The sequence below is a fragment of the Methyloceanibacter sp. genome (assembly GCF_051306395.1).
Classification (GTDB): domain Bacteria; phylum Pseudomonadota; class Alphaproteobacteria; order Rhizobiales; family Methyloligellaceae; genus Methyloceanibacter.
Genome location: NZ_JBPPND010000246.1, coordinates 1 through 18,840, shown reverse-complemented (window position 1 = coordinate 18,840; position 18,840 = coordinate 1). Strand labels below are relative to the sequence as shown.

Sequence of the window (18,840 nt, the reverse complement as noted above, 5' to 3'; positions counted from 1 at the left end):
ATGGCTGTTCCTGGACGAAGCGACGAGCGCACTGGACGAGGACTCCGAGGCCACGCTTTACCGGCTTCTGCTGGAACGGTTGCCGGAGTCGGCCATCGTCTCGATCGGTCACCGTTCGAGCCTCAACGAATTCCACGGCCGGTTCTTCAAGCTGTCGCCGGAAGAGGACGGGCGCCACCGTCTCGCCGAGGCGCAACAGGCGCCGAAAGCCGTGGCCTAGGACCTCACTTCTCGCAGCCGCTGTTGGCGTCGAGGCCATTCGGTTCGCCCCAGTCATTGGCCGGGACGTTGGGGAAGGACTTGCCAAACTCCTGTTTCACCATCTCGAACTTGGACGGGACATTGGAGTTCTTCGGAAAATCGACGATCCAGAAATAGTCGTAGTTATCCTCCGGCCATTGGCGCGGCACGCCCGGCAGAATGTCGAGATGGAAAAGCTGCCGCAGCGTCACCGCCGCCTCCCGCTGATATTTGTCGTCGAGCACCTTGTCGGCAATGTGCTTGTGCTCCCAGACCATCACGACGGTCTTCCCCTTGAGGGCCGGGTTGTTGAGGATGTTCCCGGCCGCCTCACGCGTGCGGTCGTGCAAGAGCTCGGTGAAGGCCTTTTCGTTGTCCTGGGGCAGCGCCGAATAGAAGATGACCGGCTTGTTCCAGCTCTGGACTGCGGGCGCGGCGAGTTCGGCCGTATGGAGGGTCATGGCGAAGAAGAAAGCGGGCGGCGCGTCCTCGGTGAACAGCGACTTGGCGGCGTCTTTGCCGAGATAATTGTATTTCAGCGCTTGCGCCCGCTGTTGGCCGGTCTCGCAGAGCTTCCAATCATCGGCCGTTTCGCCCCCACGCAGGATGACGATGCGCGATGGGGCGGCGAACGCGGCGGTGACGGACGCGGCAAGCAGAGCCGCGGAGATGGCAAGACGAATCCACATGGCGGCCGGAGACTAGCCGCTCGCGCGCTCGATCGCCATTCACCTCGCGGTGAACTTACGTCTCTTTAGGTTGAGAGAGCCGAAACGATTTTCGCGCGCAGTTCGGTGGCCCGTGGCTCCCAGGCGGCGCCTTTGGCCGCCAGCAGATGCGCCTGCGACTTCAGGATCAGGCCGTCGTCCAGCACTTTGAGGTGGTTCGCCCTCAGCGTGGTGCCGGTGGTGGTGATATCGACGATCAGCTCAGACGTGCCGGTGGCGGGCGTCGCCTCGGTGGCGCCGACACTCTCGACGATACGGTAGCCGGTCACGCCCTTCTTGGCGAAGAAGCGCCGCGTCAGGTTCATATATTTGGTGGCGACGCGCAGACGGCGGCCGTGGGCCCGGGCGAACTGCTCGGCCACATCTTCCAAGTCCGCCATGCGCGACACGTCGAGCCAGCATTCCGGCACGGCGACGATCACGTCCGCATAGCCGAAGCTCAGCGGCGTAAGAAACTCGATGGTGCCGTCAACGTCGGTGAGCGTTTCGCGCACCAGGTCCTCGCCGGTGATACCGAGATGCACGCGGCCTGCCTTGAGCTGATGCACGATCTCGGCGGCGGAGGTGTATTCCACCTCCACGTCCCCGAAACCTTCGAGCTGGCCGCGATAGCCGCGCTCGTGCCCCTTCACGCGCAACGGGTAGCCCGCCCGCTCGAACAGTTCGGCGGCCTTTTCCTTTAGCCGTCCCTTGGATGGCACGGCGATGACGAGCGCTGGCGCGGTCATGGCGAGACCTTTTCCACCGCGGCAAGCAGACGCTCGGTGTGAATGGCCGAGCCCACGGCCGGCACGTCGCGCGGCGCGCCGAGCGCGGCGAGAAGATTGTCGTAGCGCCCGCCGCCGGCGACCGGCTCGTTCTCGTCCAGGCCCGCGGCCTCCACCTGGAACACGAGGCCTGAGTAATATTCGAGCTTGCGGCCGAACTCGGTGGCGAAGGTGGCGCGGGTGAGATCGATGCCGTCCCGCTCCAGCCGGTCGAACCGGCGCAAGACGGCATCGAGCCCGGGGTCGATATCGAGGCCCGCCCCCTTAGCGATCATGGCGATCTTCTCGGTTGCCTCGCGCGGGGCTGCGGAGACGGCCAGGTAATAGTCGATCACGGTCGCCACCTCTTTGGGCAGCGGGGCGGCGCGAAGGTCGGCGGCGTGATCCAGCAGCCGCGTGGCGATCTCGCGCAAGGAGCGGTTACCCGCGAGGGGGATGCCTTTGCGATCGAGGTAGGCGGCGACGGTCTCCTCGGCGGCCTCTTGCGTTTCACCCGCAAGCTTTTCGGCAAGCGCGCCAGCGAGACCATCCGAGTCGGGCCGTTCGCCCTTTGCCAGACGGGCGAGCAGCGCGTGGAACACGGGCGGGCGCCAGAAATAGTGACGCAGCTTGAGACGCCAGCGCTCGGGCAGTTGCAGCGCATCGATCAGCGCGTAGAACAGCGCGATGTCGCCGAAGCGCAGCCAATATTCTCTGAGGCCTGCGCTCTTCACCGCCTCGACCGCGAGCAGCAGCACCTCGACATCGGCGCTCTCCTTGTCGGGCGCGCCGAAACACTCGATACCGGCCTGGCGGAACTCGCGCGGGTGCGTGGCGCTGGGGCCGAGGGGCTGAAAGCGGAAGGCGGGGCCGTTGTAACAATAGCGGGCCTGGGCGCCTGCGTCCGGGTGGCGCTCCAAATAGAGCCGCGACACCGGCACCGTGAGGTCCGGCCTGAGGCACAGCTCCTCGCCGGCAAGGTCGGTGAACACATAGGTGCGCGATCTCACCTGCTCGCCGACCTGGTCGAGGAACACGCCTGCCGGCTGGATGATGGCCGGCGCGACCGGCTCGTAGCCCGCGCGCGCGAACAGGTCGAGCAACGCCCGCGCCTGGGCTTCGAGAGCCTCGAATGCTTTTGCCGATTCAGCGACCATGGCTGGTTATGCCCCGTGACGGGCGAGGACTTTCTTAACAGCCGCGACGAGGTCTGCTTCGGGCGCCGGGAACTGAGCCTCGGCCTGATGCTTGAGGTATTCCTCGCGGTCGTCGACAGGGGTGACACCGGCCCCAAGCACAAGATCCTTGATCTGCACCTCGCCGCGTTCCTTCTCGTCGCCGCCCTGAATGACGACGCAGGGGCTACCGCGTCTGTCGGCGTATTTCATCTGCGCCTTCATGCCCGACGAGCCGAGATAGAGCTCGGCGCGGATGTTCGCGTTGCGAAGCGCCTGCACCATCTTCTGATAGTCGGCCATGCGATCCTTGTCGAAGACGAGCACGACCACGGGGCCTAGCACCGCGTCGCCCTTGAACTTGCCAAGAAGCTGAAGGCCGAACAGGAGCCGCGACACGCCGACCGAGATTCCGGTGGCCGGGACCTTCTCGCCGGTGAAGCGCTCGACGAGGCCGTCATAGCGGCCACCGCTCACAACCGAGCCCAAGCGAATGGTCTGCCCACGCTCGTCGACGATGGACGGCGTCAGCTCCGCCTCGAACACGGGGCCGGTGTAGTATTCGAGGCCGCGCACGACTGAAGCGTCAAACTGTATTTGTTCGGGACCGTAGCCCGCACTTTCTACCAGGTTGAGTAGTCCTTCCAACTCGCTGATTGCCTCCTCGGCAATTGACGAAGACCCCAGCGCGGCGGAGAGACCAACAATCGTATTGATGTTTGAATACGCCCCTTCCTGTTCGAAACGACGCAAGCCTTTTGCGAAAAGGAACCCGCAGATTAGATCTATCTGCTTCTCTTGCAGTCCGGCGCCCTTCGTGAAGTCACCGCTCTCGTCTTTGCGTCCTTTCCCGAGAAGCGCACGAACTCCCTCATCTCCCAGTCGATCATACTTATCGATTGATCGCAGAACGGCGAGCCGAGTGTGTGTATCCCCTACGCTCAGACCAGCACTCTCCAACAGGCCGTCGAGAACTTTGCGGTTGTTCACCTTCACCACGTAGTCGCCGCGCGGGATGCCGAGCGTCTCGAGCGTGTCGGCGGCGAGCATGCACAGCTCCGCGTCCGCCGCGACCGACGGCGCACCCACCGTGTCGGCGTCGAACTGCATGAATTGGCGGAAGCGTCCTGGGCCCGGCTTTTCGTTGCGCCACACCGGCCCCACCTGATAGCGGCGGAAGGGCTTGGGCAGGTTTTGAAAGTTCTCCGCCACGTAGCGGGCGAGCGGCGCGGTCAGGTCGTAGCGCAGCGACAGCCATTGCTCGTCTTCGTCCTGGAAGGAGAACACGCCCTCATTAGGCCGGTCCTGGTCGGGCAAGAACTTGCCGAGTGCGTCGGTATATTCGATGGCCGGGGTATCCAGCGGCTCGAAGCCGTAACGCTCGAACACGCACTTGATGGTGGCGAGCATCGACTCCGTGGCGCGGATTTCCGGCGCGGCTGTGTCCTGCAAACCCTTCGGCAGTCGGGCCTCTGGCCGAGGGCTTTCATCTTGCTTGGTCATGGAGGATTTCGGCTGAGTCTAGAGGGGTTCCAGCCGCCGCGTTCTAGCCCATCGATCCCGGCCCAGCAAGCAAGGGGGACGACGACAGGGCCGTGCCTCCCCTTTCCATCGTCATGGCCGGGCTTGTCTTGAGCCTGCGCCCGGGCCGGCGAAGCCGGACCCGGGTGGCCATCCAATAGTGAGTCCTCACCCGATGCTCCGCCCAATTGGACCCCCGGGACAAGCCCGGGGGTGACGAAAGTGAGTGGGCAAGCGATGTCCTTGCCGCGATGCGCATGCATCCGGGGTTTGCTCCTTTCTTCCCCCTCGAGATCGAAGGGGGATGGCGCGCCGAAAAGCGCAGTCCGTAGTCGGTGTCGCGATCCGAAGATCGCGCGTGCGCCTTCCGGCGCGCCAATCGCGGCGGTTACGACGCCGGGCCCCGCTTCTCATTGTTCCTCGATGCGCATCCCGCAATCGCGCTCAAGTAGCGCGAAGCGCGGTAGCGCACCAAGAAGCCAAATCCCAGCGAGCTTCTCGCGGGGGCTCGTAGTAGCCCCGGGGGGTGGCTCCGGCGCCGCCCGGAGGTCTCCTTGCGAAAGAGACCCGCAGGCGCCGCACCCCGTCCCGCCTCAACGCACGCCTCGCGAAAGCGCCCTTCAACGGACGAGGTGGAGGCATTGTACGGCAGGTTTCGCGGGCGGGCATAAGGCGGGGATAAGTGCGGCCCTTCGTTACCACCGCTCATTCCCGCTGAAGCGGGAATCCAGAGAAAAAATACATGCTGGGTCCCCGCCTTCGCGGGGACGAGCGGGATCCAGCAGAACTTGAAGCGGGACGGCCTAGTCGGCCAGCTCGCGTTCCTTGGCGCTCATCTTGGCCATCTCCACAAGGGCCTCGATGGGATGGGCGGCGTTCTTCATCTTGGACAGCGCCGGCGGGCACGGACCGCCCGTGGCCCAGTCGAGCAACTCCACCGTATGAACGAACGGCACATCCGTGCCGGTCTTGAGCTGGCTCATGCAGCCGATATTGCCAGTGACGATGACGTCAGGCTTGATGCTGTCGATGTTCTTGAGCTTGCGGTCGCGGAGCTGGCCTGCCAGTTCCGGCTCCATGATGTTGTAGGCGCCGGCCGAGCCGCAGCACAGATGGCCCTCAGGAATGTCGGTGAGCGTGTAGCCCGCCTGCTCCAGGAGCGCGCGCGGCAGCTCATCGAGCTTCTGCCCGTGCTGAAGCGAACAGGCGGAGTGATAGGCCACTTTCAGCCCGGTCCACATGACCGGGGGATTGAGGCCGATCTCATCCAGGAACTCGGTGACGTCGCGGGCGAGGCCTGAGACATATTCCGCACGCTCCGCATAGCCGCGGTCGCGCGCGAGCAGATTGCCGTAGTCCTTGAGCATGGTGCCGCAGCCGCCGGCCGTGAGAATGATGCCGTCGAGCAGGCGCTCGCGCATCACCGCGGTCCAAGCATCGATATTGTGGCGCGCATGGGACCGCGCCTCCTCTTCCCGCCCGAGAGAATGCGAGAGCGCGCCGCAGCAGCCTTCATCCTTCACCACCACGACATCGATGCCGTGCCGGCGGAGCAGCCGGATCGCCGCGTGATTGATCTGCGGCGCCAGCACCTCCTGCACGCAGCCCAGCATGATCGCCACGCGCTTGGGCTGCGGCGCCTTGGGATTGAGCGCGGATTTTGGCTTCAGGATCTTGAGCTTGAGCGCGCCCGGCGGCACCAGCTCAAGGGCGGCCGCGATACGGAGCATGCCCATCTTGGCGATGAGATTGCGGAAGGGCTTCAAGAACCAGCCGAACACCAGCATGGCCTTGAACCGGTTGGGGTTCGGCAGCACGCGGCTCAGGAACCAGCGCATGGTGCGCTGGTTGGCGCCGCGGTGGCCACGCTGCTCGATGCGCACGCGGGCAAGATCGACGAGATGCATATAGTCGACCCCGCTCGGGCAGGTGGTCATGCAGCCGAGACAGGAGAGGCAGCGGTCGATGTGATGCACCGTCGTGTTGGTCACATCGCGGCCCTCGAACATCTGCTTCATCAGATAGATGCGGCCGCGCGGGCTGTCGCGCTCGTCGCCCGTCAGCACGTAGGTGGGGCAAGTCGCCGTGCACAGCCCGCAATGGACGCAGCGGCGCAGAATCTCGTCGGCGCGCTCGATCGTCGGGTCGCTAAGCTGGAGGGCGTTGAAATTGGTCTGCATGGCGCTTGCTACATATCCCGATACATACGGCCCGGATTGAAAATGCCGAGCGGATCGAAGGCGTGCTTCAGCTTGGCCGAGAGAATCGCGTGTTGCGGCTCGAGCGGCTGGAACACGTCGATGCCGGCACGGGTCGCGTCGTCGGCGCGGATCAAGGTGGCGTGACCGCCGAGTTCGGCAAGCTGGCGGCGAATATCGACCGCGCCGGCGTCGGTCAAGGGCGGCGTCTCGATCCAGATCAGGCCACCCGACCAGTCATAGACCACCCGGGCGTCGATCTTGCGCGACAGATTGCCGACGAGCTTGGCGGCTTGGGTCGGCGCGGTGGAGACGCGCCACAGCGGGTTGGGCTTGTCCTGAAACATCTTCAGCGTGCGGATGTCGTTCCAGAACGTCTTGCTGCGTTCGCCGTCGAGTTCCAGCGCCGGGCTATAGGCAAGCAGCGCCTGGCGCAGACTGTTTGCCCGATAGCGGGCCGAAGACGGAAAATTCTCGACCCGGATCGCGGTGACCGGGTTTTCGGCGCCGGCGATCTCCTCGTCGGAGAGACGCGCGGCGAGGTCCGCATGGATGTGCAGCGCGCCGGAGACCTCGTAGGGCGTGCCCATGGCGATGCACAGCGCCTCGACCGCCGTCTGGTCGGTCAGGCCGAAGCAGACAATCGTGCGGGTCTCGCGCTGGGCGGGCAACACTTTGAGTGAGATCTCGGTCATGATCGCGAGCGTGCCCCAGGAGCCGGCCAGCGTGCGGCCGACGTCGTAACCCGTGACGTTCTTCATGACGCGGCCGCCCGCCTTGATCACCTCGCCGCGGCCGTTGACGGCCCGGATACCGAGCACATGGTCGCGCGCGGCGCCTTTGAGGATGCGGCGGCTGCCGGAAATGTTGGTGGCGATCACGCCGCCGATCGTGCCGTCACCGGGCTCGTAACCCAGGACCGGGGCAAGATCGACGGGCTCGAACGGAAGCTCCTGATCGTTCTCGGCGAGCTTGGCCTCGATTTCGGCAAGCGGCGTGCCGGCCTTGGCGACCATTACCAGCTCCGTCGGCTCGTAGAGCGACACGCCGGACATGGTCTCGCTGCTCACCACGGCGCCAGCCCCCACCGGATGCCCCAGCTCGCGCTTGGTGCCCTTGCCCATGATCTCCAAAGGGGTGCGCGTCTCGGCCGCCTCGAAGACGAGGGCGGCAAGCTCCTCTTCGGTTTCGGGAGCGTGGAAGCCGAGGCGCATGGAACCGGTCACGGGACGTCGTGTCCTTCCACCAGTTCGGCCTCGATCGCGACCTCAACGCCGGCCTCCCTCTCGGGGCCAAGATCGGTCAGCTCGATGCTGCGCATCTTCTGCGCGTCCCGGCCCTCGATGGGAAACACCTTGCCGGGGTTGAGCAGCCAGGAAGGATCGAACTCCTCCTTGATGCGCACCTGCTGGTCGATGTCCTCGTCGGTGAACTGCTCGTACATCAATTCGCGCTTTTCGATGCCGACGCCGTGCTCGCCGGTCAGGCAGCCGCCAAGCTCGACACAGAGCTTCAAGATCTCGCCGCCGCACAGCTCCACGCGCTCGAGCTGCACGGAATCGTTGGCGTTATAGAGAATGAGCGGATGGAGATTGCCGTCGCCCGCGTGGAAGATGTTGGCCACGTCGAAGCGGTATTTGCGGCAGATCCAGCCGATCTCGTCCAGGGCCTTGGGCAATTGGGACAGCGGGATGACGCCGTCCATGCAGATGTAGTCGGAGATCTGGCCGATGGCGCCGAACGCCGCCTTGCGGCCCTTCCAGATCAGCGCGGTCTCTTCCGCGCTCTGGCTACGGCGCAGGCTCGTCGGCAGGAAGTCGCGGGCGATGTCCTCGACCTTCTCCAGGAGGTATTCGATCTCGTCCTCGGAGCCTTCCACCTCGACGATCAGCGCGGCCTCGGCGTCGAGCGGATAGCCGGCGGGCACGAAATGTTCGCAGACATGGATGGCCGGACGATCCATGAACTCGATGGCCACGGGCACGATGCCGGCGGCGATGATAGCCGCAACGCAGGACGCGGCGGCTTCGGTTGAGTCGAAGCCGATCAGGATGGGCTTTGAACCTTCGGGGGCGGCGAGCAAACGCACAGTGGCCTCGGTGACGACGCCAAGCTGGCCTTCGGAGCCGGCGATCAACGGCAAGAAGTCGTAGCCCGGCGCGTCCAGATGCTTGCCGCCGAAGTCGACGATCTCGCCATCCATCATGACCATGCGCACACCGAGCAGGTTATTGACGGTGACGCCGTATTTCAGGCAATGCGCGCCGCCGGAATTTGTGGCGATGTTGCCGCCCACGGTGCAAGCGATCTGGCTCGACGGGTCGGGCGCGTAGAAGAAGCCGTATTTCGATGCGGCCTCGGTGATGGCGATGTTGGTAAGGCCCGCCTCGACCCGCGCCACACGGTTCAAGGGGTCGATCTCGATCACCTTGTTCATGCGCGACAGGCAGAGCACGACCGCGTCTTCCAGCGGCAGGGCGCCGCCGGCGAGCGAGGTCCCCGCCCCGCGCGGTACCACCTTGACGTGGTTGTCGTGGCAGAAGCGCAAGATCGCCGAGACTTCCTCGGTGCTGCTCGGCAAGACGACGGCAAGCGGCAGGCAGCGATAGGCGGTCAGCGCGTCGCATTCGAATGTGCGGCATCCCTCCTCGTCGGCGATGAGAGTCGCCTCCGGCACCAACCTTTTGAGCTGCTTCACGATGTCGTTCCGCCGGGAGGTAACCCCGCGGTCCGGATCGGGAAGGATCAGTGGGGACATGTGTGCGGCTCCAAGCCGTCGAGAGTGGCCATTTGGGTCAAAGAGCTCCGGCTAGTCTTTCGCATGGGCGCAGGATGCGGGCAATACGGGCATGCCGGCCGCGCCCTAATAGGGCTCAATGTGGAACGCTTCATGGCGCTCCGAGTTACGGTGTTGCCAGGCGGCCCTTCCGGGCTCCCGGCACCCTTACAAGAACGGGCCCCAAAAGGGGCAAAAACTCCTGGCTGGGCAGCTTATCGTCTATCTGAAGACGCCGAAATAGCGGGTCAGCGCGCGGCGGGCTGGTTCCCGGCCGCAGCCGCCGGCTCCACGGCTTGAGGCGCCGGCCCCAGCCGGGTTTGTTCGGCGCCCGTCTCGAACCTCTCGATGTCTTCCAGCACCTCCTTGAAAAAGTAGTCGCGCACGCCCTCTTCCCGGGCGATCTCGCCCCAGGCCTCGCGCGAGGCTTCGAGCACGCCGTCCGGCCAGAGCAGCACGCGCACCCCGTCCTGGTTGGTCAAGGCGGCAAGCGCCGAAGCTTGCAAGCTCGCGCTTTGGGAGAGCGTCGTCTGAAGCCTCTCGCCGCACGTGGTCTCGAGCAGCGCCTGACGCTCGGGCCCGAGCGTCGCCCAACGCTCCTGGTTGATGAGAAGCTCGAACACGGTGGCGGGCTGGTGCCAGCCGGGCATGTAAAGGTGCTTGACCACGTCTTGCAGGCCGAGCGTGCGGTCGACCGCGGGCGTATAGACTTCGGCGGCATCGATCTTGCCGTCGTCGAAGGCTTGGAAGAGGCCGCTTCCCGGCACGAGCACCGGCACGGCGCCGAGCCGCGACACTACCCGCGCTCCCAGCCCGAAGATGCGCATGCGCAAGCCCTGGATGTCCTCCTTGGAGGTGATCTCCTTGGCGAACCAGCCGCCCGCCTCGGCGCCGCCGAAGCCGCATGGAATGACATGCACCTTCACCTTCGCCTGGTCGTACATCTCTTGATAGAGCGCCCGGCCGTTGCCCCGATTGAACCAAGCGAGGTAGCCCTGGGCGTCCGGGCCGAAGGGATAGCCGCCGAAGAGGCTCGCCGCCGGCACTTTCGCGGCCCAGAAGCCCGCCGTGGCGAAGCCGGCATCGACCTTGCCGTCCGAGACCTTGTCGAGGATCTCGTGGGGCACCGTGCCGTCGCCCGGCTCTTTCAGATCGAGCCGCAGGGTGCCTTTCGACCGCTCCTCCAGCGCTTTGGCAAGCTGCCGCGCGGGCGCGCCCAGGCCCGGGAGGTGCGTTCCATAGACCATGGGCGTGACCAGCGTGACGGTGTCCGCCGCGGCTACGCTCGCGTGAAGGAAGACGGCGAGCAGCGCCGCCTGAATCCCCGCGTGAATGCTTATGGCTGCCAGCTTTGTCATGCCCTCGTCGTGCCTGGAAACTCGGGCCGGAGCTTGACCGGAAGGCCTAGCGACCTCAAGCCCGTGTGGGAAAGTCTTGAGGCCCGGGTCCATCCCCTTGCTTCCGTTTGGGTAAGCCTTCGGCTATGGTTCAGCGCACTTTCCCAATGTGCATGAAGTTCTTAGACTAGGCCCAGGGCCTGGTACGGGGTCGGCCGTATGAATCTCGCCGTTTGGCTGATCGAGCGCCACCGCTGGTTCAAGCGGACGCTTCTGATCGTGAACGACTTCGCGATGCTCGCCATTGCGTTGTGGGGCGCCTATTCCTTGCGCCTTAGCCAGTTTTACGTGCCCGAGACCTGGGAAGTTTTCCTGCTCATGCTGGCCGCGCCCGTGGTCGGCGTCCTCGTGTTCTATTGGCGCGGGCTCTACAAGCTCGTGACCCGCTTCATCGGTCCTGAAGGCACCACCCAGATCTATGCGGCGGTGTTCATCGCCGCAGTGCTTTGGGCGCTCATCGTCCTGATGAGCGGCATCAAGGGGCAGCCGCGTTCCGTCGTCGTGATCTATGCCTTGATCGCCGCCGGCCTCATCCGCCTCAGCCGGCAATGGGCTGCCTCGTCGCTGCTCAAGGCCGCGCCCCAATTCAAGCCCATCCGTTCCGATCAGCGGAAGAACGTCATCATCTACGGCGCCGGCCCAATCGGCATCCAACTGCTCCGCGCACTGAACGAGACGGGTGGCTACCGCCCCGTCGCCTTCATCGACTCCAACACTTCGCTGGCCGGCCAGGTGGTGCACGGCGTCAAGGTGCTGCGACCCGAGAAGATCGGCAAGGTCATCGCCGATGAAAGCGTGGATGAGGTTCTGCTCGCGACGCCCTCGGCATTGCGCGGCGAACGCCGCGTTGCCTTGAAGGCGCTCGAAGCCTTCCCGGTGACGGTCAAGACGCTGCCGGCGCTAGAGGAGATCGCCTCGGGCCGGGTGGAGGTGAGCGATCTGCGGCCGATCGACGTCGAGGACCTTCTCGGCCGCGATCCGGTGGCTCCCGACCTGGAGCTGCTGACCGCGCAAGTCCACGGCAAGGCCGTGATGATCACCGGCGCGGGCGGCTCCATCGGCTCGGAGCTTAGCCGCCAGCTACTGCGGCTCGGCCCAAAGACGCTCGTCCTGTTCGACGTCTCGGAAGCGGCTCTGTACGAAATCTCGCTGGAGATCGAGGACATACAGCGGCGCCTGCAAAAAGAGGGCGATGGCGCCGGGGCCGTGACGACCGTGATGCAAATCCTTGGCTCGGTGCTCGACCGCAAGCTCGTGACGCGCACGATCGAGACTTACGGTGTTGAGGTGATCTATCACGCCGCCGCCTACAAGCACGTTCCGATCGTCGAGCTGAACCCGTTCGCCGGATTGCAGAACAACACTTTCGGCACGCTGGTGGTGGCGGAAGCCGCCAAGGAGCTTGGGGTCGAGCGCTTCGTGCTGATCTCGAGCGACAAGGCGGTGCGGCCGACCAACATCATGGGCGCGAGCAAGCGTCTCGCCGAGCTGATCTTGCAGGCGCTCGCCGTGGACAATGGCGGCACCATCTTCACCATGGTGCGGTTCGGCAATGTGCTCGACTCGTCGGGCTCCGTGGTCCGGTTGTTCCGCAACCAAATCCGGGCCGGCGGCCCGGTGACCGTGACCCACCCCGAGGTGATCCGCTACTTCATGTCGATCCCGGAAGCCGCACAACTTGTCATTCAGGCCGGCGCCATGGCGGCCGGCGGCGAGGTGTTCGTGCTGGAGATGGGCATCCCGGTGAAAATCGACGATCTCGCCCGCACCATGATCCGTCTCTCCGGGCTCGACGTGCGGGACGAAGGCCACCCCGACGGCGACGTGGATATCGAATATGTGGGCTTGAGGCCCGGCGAGAAGCTCTTCGAGGAGCTGCTCATCGGCGAGAATGCCACCGGCACCAACCACCCGCGCATCTTCAAGACCTCGGAGCCCATCCTGCCCTACGAGGAATTGCTCGCGGCGTTAGAGCGGGTCGAGGACGCCATACAGCAGGTGGACATCGCCGAACTCCAGGACATGCTGCGCACCACCGTGGAAGGCTACGTGCCGGCAGGCGCGGTTCACGCCGTCGCGGCCGGCAAGGACGAGTGGCAGCCGGCATCACGGACGCTGCACTGAGCCTATGTTCGAGGCCGATTTCGTTTCCTGCGTCGCCGTCGTGACCGCCAGCGCCGCCTTGAGCGCGGGACTGATCTTCCTGCTGAAGCCCCTGCTCGGCCGTCACCTGCTGTCTCATCCCAACGAACGCTCCTCGCATAAGACCGCCACGCCGGAAGGCGCAGGGTACGGGGTGATGGGCGCGCTGCTTGCGGTGTGCGTGGCTCTCCTGCTGTTCGCCACGATGCCGCCGCCCAGCCTGATCCCCGTACTGGTGGGCGCGGCCGTGCTGACCGCGGTCGGCGGGCTGGACGACGCCCATGCGCTCGCCGTGTCGTCGCGCCTGCTGGCACAAGCGCTCGTTGCCCTCGGTGTCGTGCTGCTGCTGTCGCCAGACTTCCGCTTGCTGCCGGATCTCTTGCCGCTCGGCGTGGAGCGCGCGCTGTTGGTGATCGGCGTGGTCGGCTTCGTGAACGCCATCAACTTTCTGGACGGCCTCGATTGGATGACCGTCGCCCAGGTCGTGCCCATGACGCTCGGCGCGGCGATCCTGTGCGGGCTCGGGGTGGTACCGGTCAGCATCGGGGTCTTGGCGCTGGCCCTGCTCGGCGCGATGCTCGGCTTCGCGGTGTTCAACAAGCACCCGGCGCAGATATTCCTCGGCGACGCGGGCAGCCTGCCGATCGGCCTGGTGCTCGCCTACGTGCTTATCTACGTGGCGGAGGCGCATATCGTTTCCGCCATCCTGCTGGCGCTCTATACGCTCGCCGACGCCACGGTGACTCTTTTTCGCCGCTTGCGGAACGGCGAGCGGGTGTTCTCGGCGCATCGCTCGCATTTCTACCAGCGTGCGGTGACGCAAGGTTTGCGCGTGCCGCAGGTCACCACAAGGGTGTTCTGGCTCGGGCTGTGGCTAATGACGCTGGCAATTGCGGCGGCCCTGGCGCGAACGCTAGCCGTGGATATCAGCGCGTTCTTGATGGGTCTCGCCGGCGTGTGGTTCGTTCTGTTCAACTTCTCACGAGGGCGCTGAATGACGAAACGCGTTCTCATCACCGGAGCCTCTGGCTTCATCGGTAAGGCGCTCGTCACGGCGCTGGCCAAACAAGGTCACGCGGTGCGGGCGGCGGCGCGCGACCCCGCCCGCATCATCGCCGCAAGCGACGTGGAACGGGTGGCGATACCCGATCTCGTCGGCTCCCTCGACTGGTCGCCGCTGCTGGCCAACGTGAGTCACGTCGTCCATCTCGCCGGAATCGCGCACGCGCCTGGCGCCCTTCCCGACGACGTCTACACGCAAATCAACACGGAGGCCGTCGGCACACTGGCGCAGCAAGCCAAGGGCAAGGTCGAGCGGCTCGTGCTGATGTCGTCGGTGCGCGCCCAAGTGGGGATTTCGGCGGAGCACACCATCACCGAGGCGGACGCCCCGGAACCGACCGACGTTTACGGCCGCTCCAAACTTGAGGCAGAGCGGCTGCTGGCCGCGAGCGGGGTGGGCTACACGGTGCTGCGCCCGGCCGTGGTCTACGGCAAGGGCGTGAAAGGCAACATCGCCGCGCTCGCCACCATCGCCAAGACGCCAATGCCACTTCCTTTCGGCGGGCTCGACAACGAACGTTCCCTGCTGGCGCTGGAGAACCTGGTCTCGGCGGTGGCGCATGTACTGGAGGCGCCGCAAGCGGAAGGCGAGACCTATCTCGTGGCCGACGCCAAGCCGATCAGCGTCGCGGACATGGTGAGCGCCATGCGCGAGGGGCTCGGCAAGCCCCCTCACCTCGTGAAGGTGCCGCAAGGCGCGGTCAAGCGCATGATGAAGTCGTTTGGCCGCGAAGCCGATTGGGAGCGGGTCTCCGGCCGTTTCGTGATCGATGCGTCGAAGCTGATGGCGACCGGCTGGCAGCCAAGCATCGAAACCCATGCCGGCATCGTGCGCATGATGCGCGCGGAGAACGGCGCAGGCGCCTAGCGCCCGATCAGACGGTTATAGAGGGCCACGGTCTCCTGGCCGATGGCACGGGACGAAAACTTCGTCTCGGTGAGGTGGCGGGCCGCCTTGCCGAAGCGCTCGCGCAAGCTCTCGTCTTCGGCGAGACGCAGCATCGCTTTTGCCAGCGCATCCGCATCGTCCACCGGCACGAGAATGCCGGTCTCGTCGGGAATCGCGATCTCCCGGCAGCCGGGCACGTCGGTCGCCACCATGGCGCGGCCGCAAGCCGCTGCCTCAAGCAGGCTCTTGGGCAAGCCTTCGCCGCCGCGCGACGGCTGAACGGCAAAATGCGCCTGGCGCCAGACCTCGCCGATGTCGGTGACATGGCCGAGCCAGACGATGCCGTAGGCGGATGCGAATTCGCGCAGTTGCTCGGGCGCAAGCGACCCCGGGTTTTCCGGATCGCAATCGCCGGCCAAGAGCAGGCGAAACTTCACGCCGCGGCCGGTCGCGCGCCGATAAGCCTCGATCAGGGTCATGACGCCCTTGTGGCGCAGCATGCGTCCGACAAAGGCGGCCGTGACGGGCGGCGGCGGTTCGGGGAGAGCTTGATAGTTGCCGATGTCGACGCCGGAGCCGGGAATGATCTCGATCGTGTCCGCCGGCACGCCGAGACCGATGAGAAAGCTTCGGTCGTCGGGATTCTGCACGATGGTGCAGCTCCGCGCGCGTTTGAGGAGATGACGGAGCGCGAACTCCACCACCCAGCGGGTCAGCTTGCTCGAGCCGCCGCCGTCGACGAACAGCGCGCCGAGACCGGTCAGGCTGTTGACCACCGCGGTGCCCCCTAAGCGCAGGCTTGCCATCGTGCCGAGCAGGACCGGCTTCAAGGCGACGTTGTGGACGATGGCGGGTTTTAGGCTCCCGAACAGCCGCCTCAGTTCGCGGACGGCGGCGAGACTGTCGCGCAAAGAGAGGCTGCCGCGGCTCCAGGCAAGGGGATGCGCCACGAAGCCTTCCTTCTCGATGCCCGCACGCCCGTCCTTGATGCGGGCGGCGACATGAACCTCGAAGCCCGCCGCCTTGGCGGCCCGGGCCATGGGCAGACGGTGCGAGAGGAAATACCAATCCTCGGTGACGACATAGAGAATGCGCGGTGCCATGAGGCGACGCTTGTATCAGCGCCCGGCCTCGAGCGGAACCTGACAGCGTCGCCCGCGCTGAATCGCCTGAAAACAGCCCTGTGTGGGCCCAGTGTTGCGGACCGGCCACGCTTCGCCCTCCAGCGGGGAGAAGGGCGATCCCCGGCTGGACGGCTTGCGCCAAATCGCGTTAGAATTGGGTCGCTGAGAAAAGCGGCTTAGAGGGAACACATGAAATATCTCGGTCTCGTCCTGGCGCTGTGCGGCGCCGCCGGACTGGCTTTGGCGCCGGTCGGCGTCAATGCGTTCGAGATTCAAGGCAAAGACCAGGATATCCCGGACAGCGCGGCCGAGTTCCACGGTCTCGGCCCGGTCTACAGCCTGCCGCAGTTCGAGGGCTATTCGCTGGCCATGCCGTATAACAGCACCAGCGAGGGCGCTGGCCACGTCTCGGATTACGGCAATGCGATTCCAATCCCTGGGCCGGGTGTTACCCTGCCGTCGCCGGCCTGGGTCCGCTAGGCTTCGCACCATCCATCGTCATCGTGCCGACGAACGGACGGGCCTGACCCGCGCCGTGACGTCCTCATGACATGTCCCCATGAACATGCCCGCGGCTTCGGCCTACTCGCCGTCTGGCGCGGGGAGCCTGCCCTTCAGGGTGTCGATCAGCTGTTTCAGGTCGCGATTGTCCGGCTCGATCTTCACCAGCTGCTCGGCATAGCGGAGCGCGCTTGCCGCATCGCCTTCGGCCCGCGCGAAGGCAATGAGCGCGCTTAAACTCTCGCGGTCGCCCGGATGGCGCTTCAGGCTTTCCTCCAGCACCGCGATCGCCTCGGGCCGCCGCCCCACCGACTCAAGCCGCACTGCATAGACATAGGCGTAGCGCGCGCGATCCGGCTCAAGCTCCGCGGCGCGGCGCAACGCCTCGATGGCCTCGTCCGATTTCTTGAGGCGCACCAGCGCGAGCCCGAGCGCGTGGTGAAGCCCGCCGTCCTCCGGCGAGGCTTCAAGCGCCTCCCGCAGGATCGCCACGCCATCGTCATCCTTGCCGAGCTGCCGGTAGAGGTCGGCGAGGTTGACCGCGGCCGGCGCGAATTGCGGGCTCAAGGCGAGCCCGGCACGATACTCGGCTTCCGCCTGCGCCATGTCCCCGCGCCTTGCATGGTAGCGGCCGAGCAGCGCGCGCGCTTCAGGCCGGTCGGCGTTGAGGGTTTGGGCTGCGACGAACTCCGCCTCGGCCGTCGCCAGGCGCGCGCGGTCGTGGCGGGACAGGTTCTGGCTCGCAATGCCACCCAGCAGGAAGCCCGCCTTGATGCGCACGCCACGCACGGGATCGTCGAGGAGCGGCGCCACAAGCGGCCAAAGCTGCGCCGGGGACGCCGCATCCAGATGATCGAGCGCGGCGATGCGGACTAAGGGATCGGGATCGGCGAGCCCCTCCCTCACCAGGGAGGCGGTCGCCGCAGACGGAAAGGCGACAAGCTCTTCAAGCGCGCTGGCGCGAACGAAGGCGGGGGTGTCCGTATCGCCGGCGACAGCGGCCAGCACGGAAGCCGCATCCGGCGCGCCGGTCCAGGCCGCGTGGAAGGCCGGCCCGAAGGTCTGAAAGCCTTTGCGGTCCGGCCCGTACCAGTCCTCGATGGCGGCGGCGGCCCATGCGGCCGATTTGTCCGTATGGCAATCGGTGCAGGCATTGTTGGTGCCGAGTTCGGCGGAGAGATCGGGACGCGGCACGCGGAAAGAGTGATCGTGGCGCTTGTCGACGACCATGAAGGTCCGCGCCGGCATGTGGCAGGCGACGCAAGTCGGCGCCGCTTCGCCTTGGTGATGGGTGTGGGAGGCCGTCTCGTAGCGTCCGGCGTGGCATTGCAGGCAGACCTGATCGCCCTTGGCCCGCAATTTTGCGCTATGGGGATCGTGGCAGTCGCTGCAGGTCACGCCCGCGGCGAACATCTTGGACTGCTTGAACGAGCCATAATTATAGACCTCGTCCAGCATCTGCCCGTCCGGCTGATAGAGCCCGCGCGAGAGCAGCGATACGACGTGGCTGTCGGAGAGCGGGCGCCCGGGCAGAAAGTCTTCGGAGATCTGCCCGCGCCGCGCATGGCAGCGCCCGCACATCTCGACGTCTTTGCGCAAACCCGCCGGTGATGCGCTGCGCCGCGGCTGGCCTGTTTCGGAATCGCGCGTCCAAGTGATGCCGGACCGCTCATCGAAGCGCGCGAGCAGGCCCATGGCCGGGTCGTTATTGCCAAGAGGCGAGGAATCCCTGGCCCAGGCGACATGGGCCGAGCCTTGCCCATGACAGGCCTCGCAGCCGACGCTGATCTCCTTCCACGTGGTCGCGAAGCGATCCGTCTTGGGGTCGTAATTCTTGGCCACGCCGGTCGAGTGGCACTCGGCGCACATGAAGTTCCAGTTCTGATTGAGCTTGGTCCAGTGCAGCGGATCGTCGTGGCCGATATGCTCGTCCGGATAGAGGTGGAACCAGCGCTGGCCGCCCTCACTCTTGGCGCGGCTGTCCCAGGCGATGGACAGCGCCTGCAGGCGTCCGTCAGGGAATTCGATGAGATATTGCTGCAAGGGCTCGAGCCCGAAGGTGTATTTCACCTCGAAGGTCTGAAGCGTGCCGTCGGGCCCGTCGGTCTCGACGTAGAACTTGTTGTCCTTGCGGAAGAAGCGGGACGTCGTGCCGTTATAGTCGAAACGGGCGTCGTCGAAATCCCCGAGCACCGTGTCCGCGCGCGCATGCGCCATGGCGTGGGCGTGCTGCGAGGGATGCCAGAGCTTCCCCGCGTCCTGGTGGCAGGAGATGCAGGTCTCGCTGCCGACGAAGGCGAGCTTCTCGGGGGCGAGAGCCGCAGGCTTGGACGGCGTGCGG

14 protein-coding genes and 1 pseudogene are annotated in these 18,840 nt (G+C 65.7%); 5 read left to right on the top strand and 10 right to left on the bottom strand.

Translation table 11 applies throughout. The features are described from left to right. Positions 1 to 220: pseudogene (locus ACSLE4_RS13045) on the top strand (ABC transporter ATP-binding protein/permease); the annotation flags it as partial. A 4-nt stretch (positions 221 to 224) separates the two neighbouring features. Here ACSLE4_RS13045 and ACSLE4_RS13040 read toward each other — a convergent pair. The 8 genes from ACSLE4_RS13040 to ACSLE4_RS13005 form a co-directional block, all read right to left on the bottom strand. Continuing rightward, positions 225 to 929 (bottom strand): histidine phosphatase family protein, encoded by a 705-nt coding sequence (locus ACSLE4_RS13040; protein WP_435904871.1) that lies wholly within the window; start codon positions 927 to 929, stop codon positions 225 to 227. Positions 930 to 994: 65 nt separating this feature from the next. Then, positions 995 to 1,696: an ATP phosphoribosyltransferase gene (gene hisG / locus ACSLE4_RS13035; protein WP_435904870.1), complete on the bottom strand. Its 702-nt coding sequence runs from the start codon at positions 1,694 to 1,696 to the stop codon at positions 995 to 997. Beyond that, entirely contained in the window at positions 1,693 to 2,871 is a 1,179-nt protein-coding gene (locus ACSLE4_RS13030) for an ATP phosphoribosyltransferase regulatory subunit (protein ID WP_435904869.1), read from the bottom strand. The genes hisG and ACSLE4_RS13030 overlap by 4 nt, the downstream gene beginning before the upstream one ends. A 6-nt stretch (positions 2,872 to 2,877) precedes the next feature. Further along, on the bottom strand, positions 2,878 to 4,392 hold the full coding sequence (hisS, locus tag ACSLE4_RS13025) for a histidine--tRNA ligase (RefSeq protein ID WP_435904868.1): 1,515 nt from the start codon (positions 4,390 to 4,392) through the stop codon (positions 2,878 to 2,880). Between the two features lie 821 nt (positions 4,393 to 5,213). Continuing rightward, positions 5,214 to 6,590 (bottom strand): glycolate oxidase subunit GlcF, encoded by a 1,377-nt coding sequence (gene glcF, locus ACSLE4_RS13020; RefSeq protein WP_435904867.1) that lies wholly within the window; start codon positions 6,588 to 6,590, stop codon positions 5,214 to 5,216. An 8-nt stretch (positions 6,591 to 6,598) separates the two neighbouring features. Further along, complete coding sequence (gene glcE / locus ACSLE4_RS13015) at positions 6,599 to 7,834, bottom strand: glycolate oxidase subunit GlcE (RefSeq protein WP_435904866.1); 1,236 nt, start codon at positions 7,832 to 7,834, stop codon at positions 6,599 to 6,601. Beyond that, entirely contained in the window at positions 7,831 to 9,366 is a 1,536-nt protein-coding gene (locus ACSLE4_RS13010; RefSeq protein WP_435904865.1) for an FAD-binding oxidoreductase, read from the bottom strand. The genes glcE and ACSLE4_RS13010 overlap by 4 nt, the downstream gene beginning before the upstream one ends. A 266-nt stretch (positions 9,367 to 9,632) precedes the next feature. Further along, the gene (locus ACSLE4_RS13005) at positions 9,633 to 10,742 is read right to left on the bottom strand and encodes a TRAP transporter substrate-binding protein (RefSeq protein ID WP_435904864.1); all 1,110 of its coding nucleotides are present in this window, start codon (positions 10,740 to 10,742) and stop codon (positions 9,633 to 9,635) included. 198 nt (positions 10,743 to 10,940) lie between these two features. Here ACSLE4_RS13005 and ACSLE4_RS13000 point away from each other — a divergent pair, with 198 nt between their 5' ends. Genes ACSLE4_RS13000 through ACSLE4_RS12990 form a run of 3 tightly spaced genes read left to right on the top strand, consistent with a single transcriptional unit; the run spans position 10,941 to position 14,853 of the window. Beyond that, the gene (locus tag ACSLE4_RS13000; RefSeq protein WP_435904863.1) at positions 10,941 to 12,905 is read left to right on the top strand and encodes a polysaccharide biosynthesis protein; all 1,965 of its coding nucleotides are present in this window, start codon (positions 10,941 to 10,943) and stop codon (positions 12,903 to 12,905) included. 4 nt (positions 12,906 to 12,909) lie between these two features. Beyond that, positions 12,910 to 13,917, top strand: a complete 1,008-nt coding sequence (locus ACSLE4_RS12995) for a glycosyl transferase (RefSeq protein ID WP_435904862.1) — start codon at positions 12,910 to 12,912, stop codon at positions 13,915 to 13,917. Then, complete coding sequence (locus tag ACSLE4_RS12990) at positions 13,918 to 14,853, top strand: NAD-dependent epimerase/dehydratase family protein (protein ID WP_435904861.1); 936 nt, start codon at positions 13,918 to 13,920, stop codon at positions 14,851 to 14,853. It begins immediately after the preceding gene. On the opposite strand, the gene ACSLE4_RS12985 is transcribed toward ACSLE4_RS12990, so the two are convergent. Next, entirely contained in the window at positions 14,850 to 15,977 is a 1,128-nt protein-coding gene (locus ACSLE4_RS12985; RefSeq protein WP_435904860.1) for a glycosyltransferase family 4 protein, read from the bottom strand. The genes ACSLE4_RS12990 and ACSLE4_RS12985 overlap by 4 nt on opposite strands. A 210-nt stretch (positions 15,978 to 16,187) precedes the next feature. Between ACSLE4_RS12985 and ACSLE4_RS12980 the strand changes: the two genes are divergently transcribed. After that, positions 16,188 to 16,478 (top strand): hypothetical protein, encoded by a 291-nt coding sequence (locus ACSLE4_RS12980; RefSeq protein WP_435904859.1) that lies wholly within the window; start codon positions 16,188 to 16,190, stop codon positions 16,476 to 16,478. Positions 16,479 to 16,580: 102 nt separating this feature from the next. On the opposite strand, the gene ACSLE4_RS12975 is transcribed toward ACSLE4_RS12980, so the two are convergent. Then, a partial coding sequence (locus tag ACSLE4_RS12975; RefSeq protein ID WP_435904858.1) for a tetratricopeptide repeat protein occupies positions 16,581 to 18,840 on the bottom strand: 2,260 nt, incomplete at its 5' end.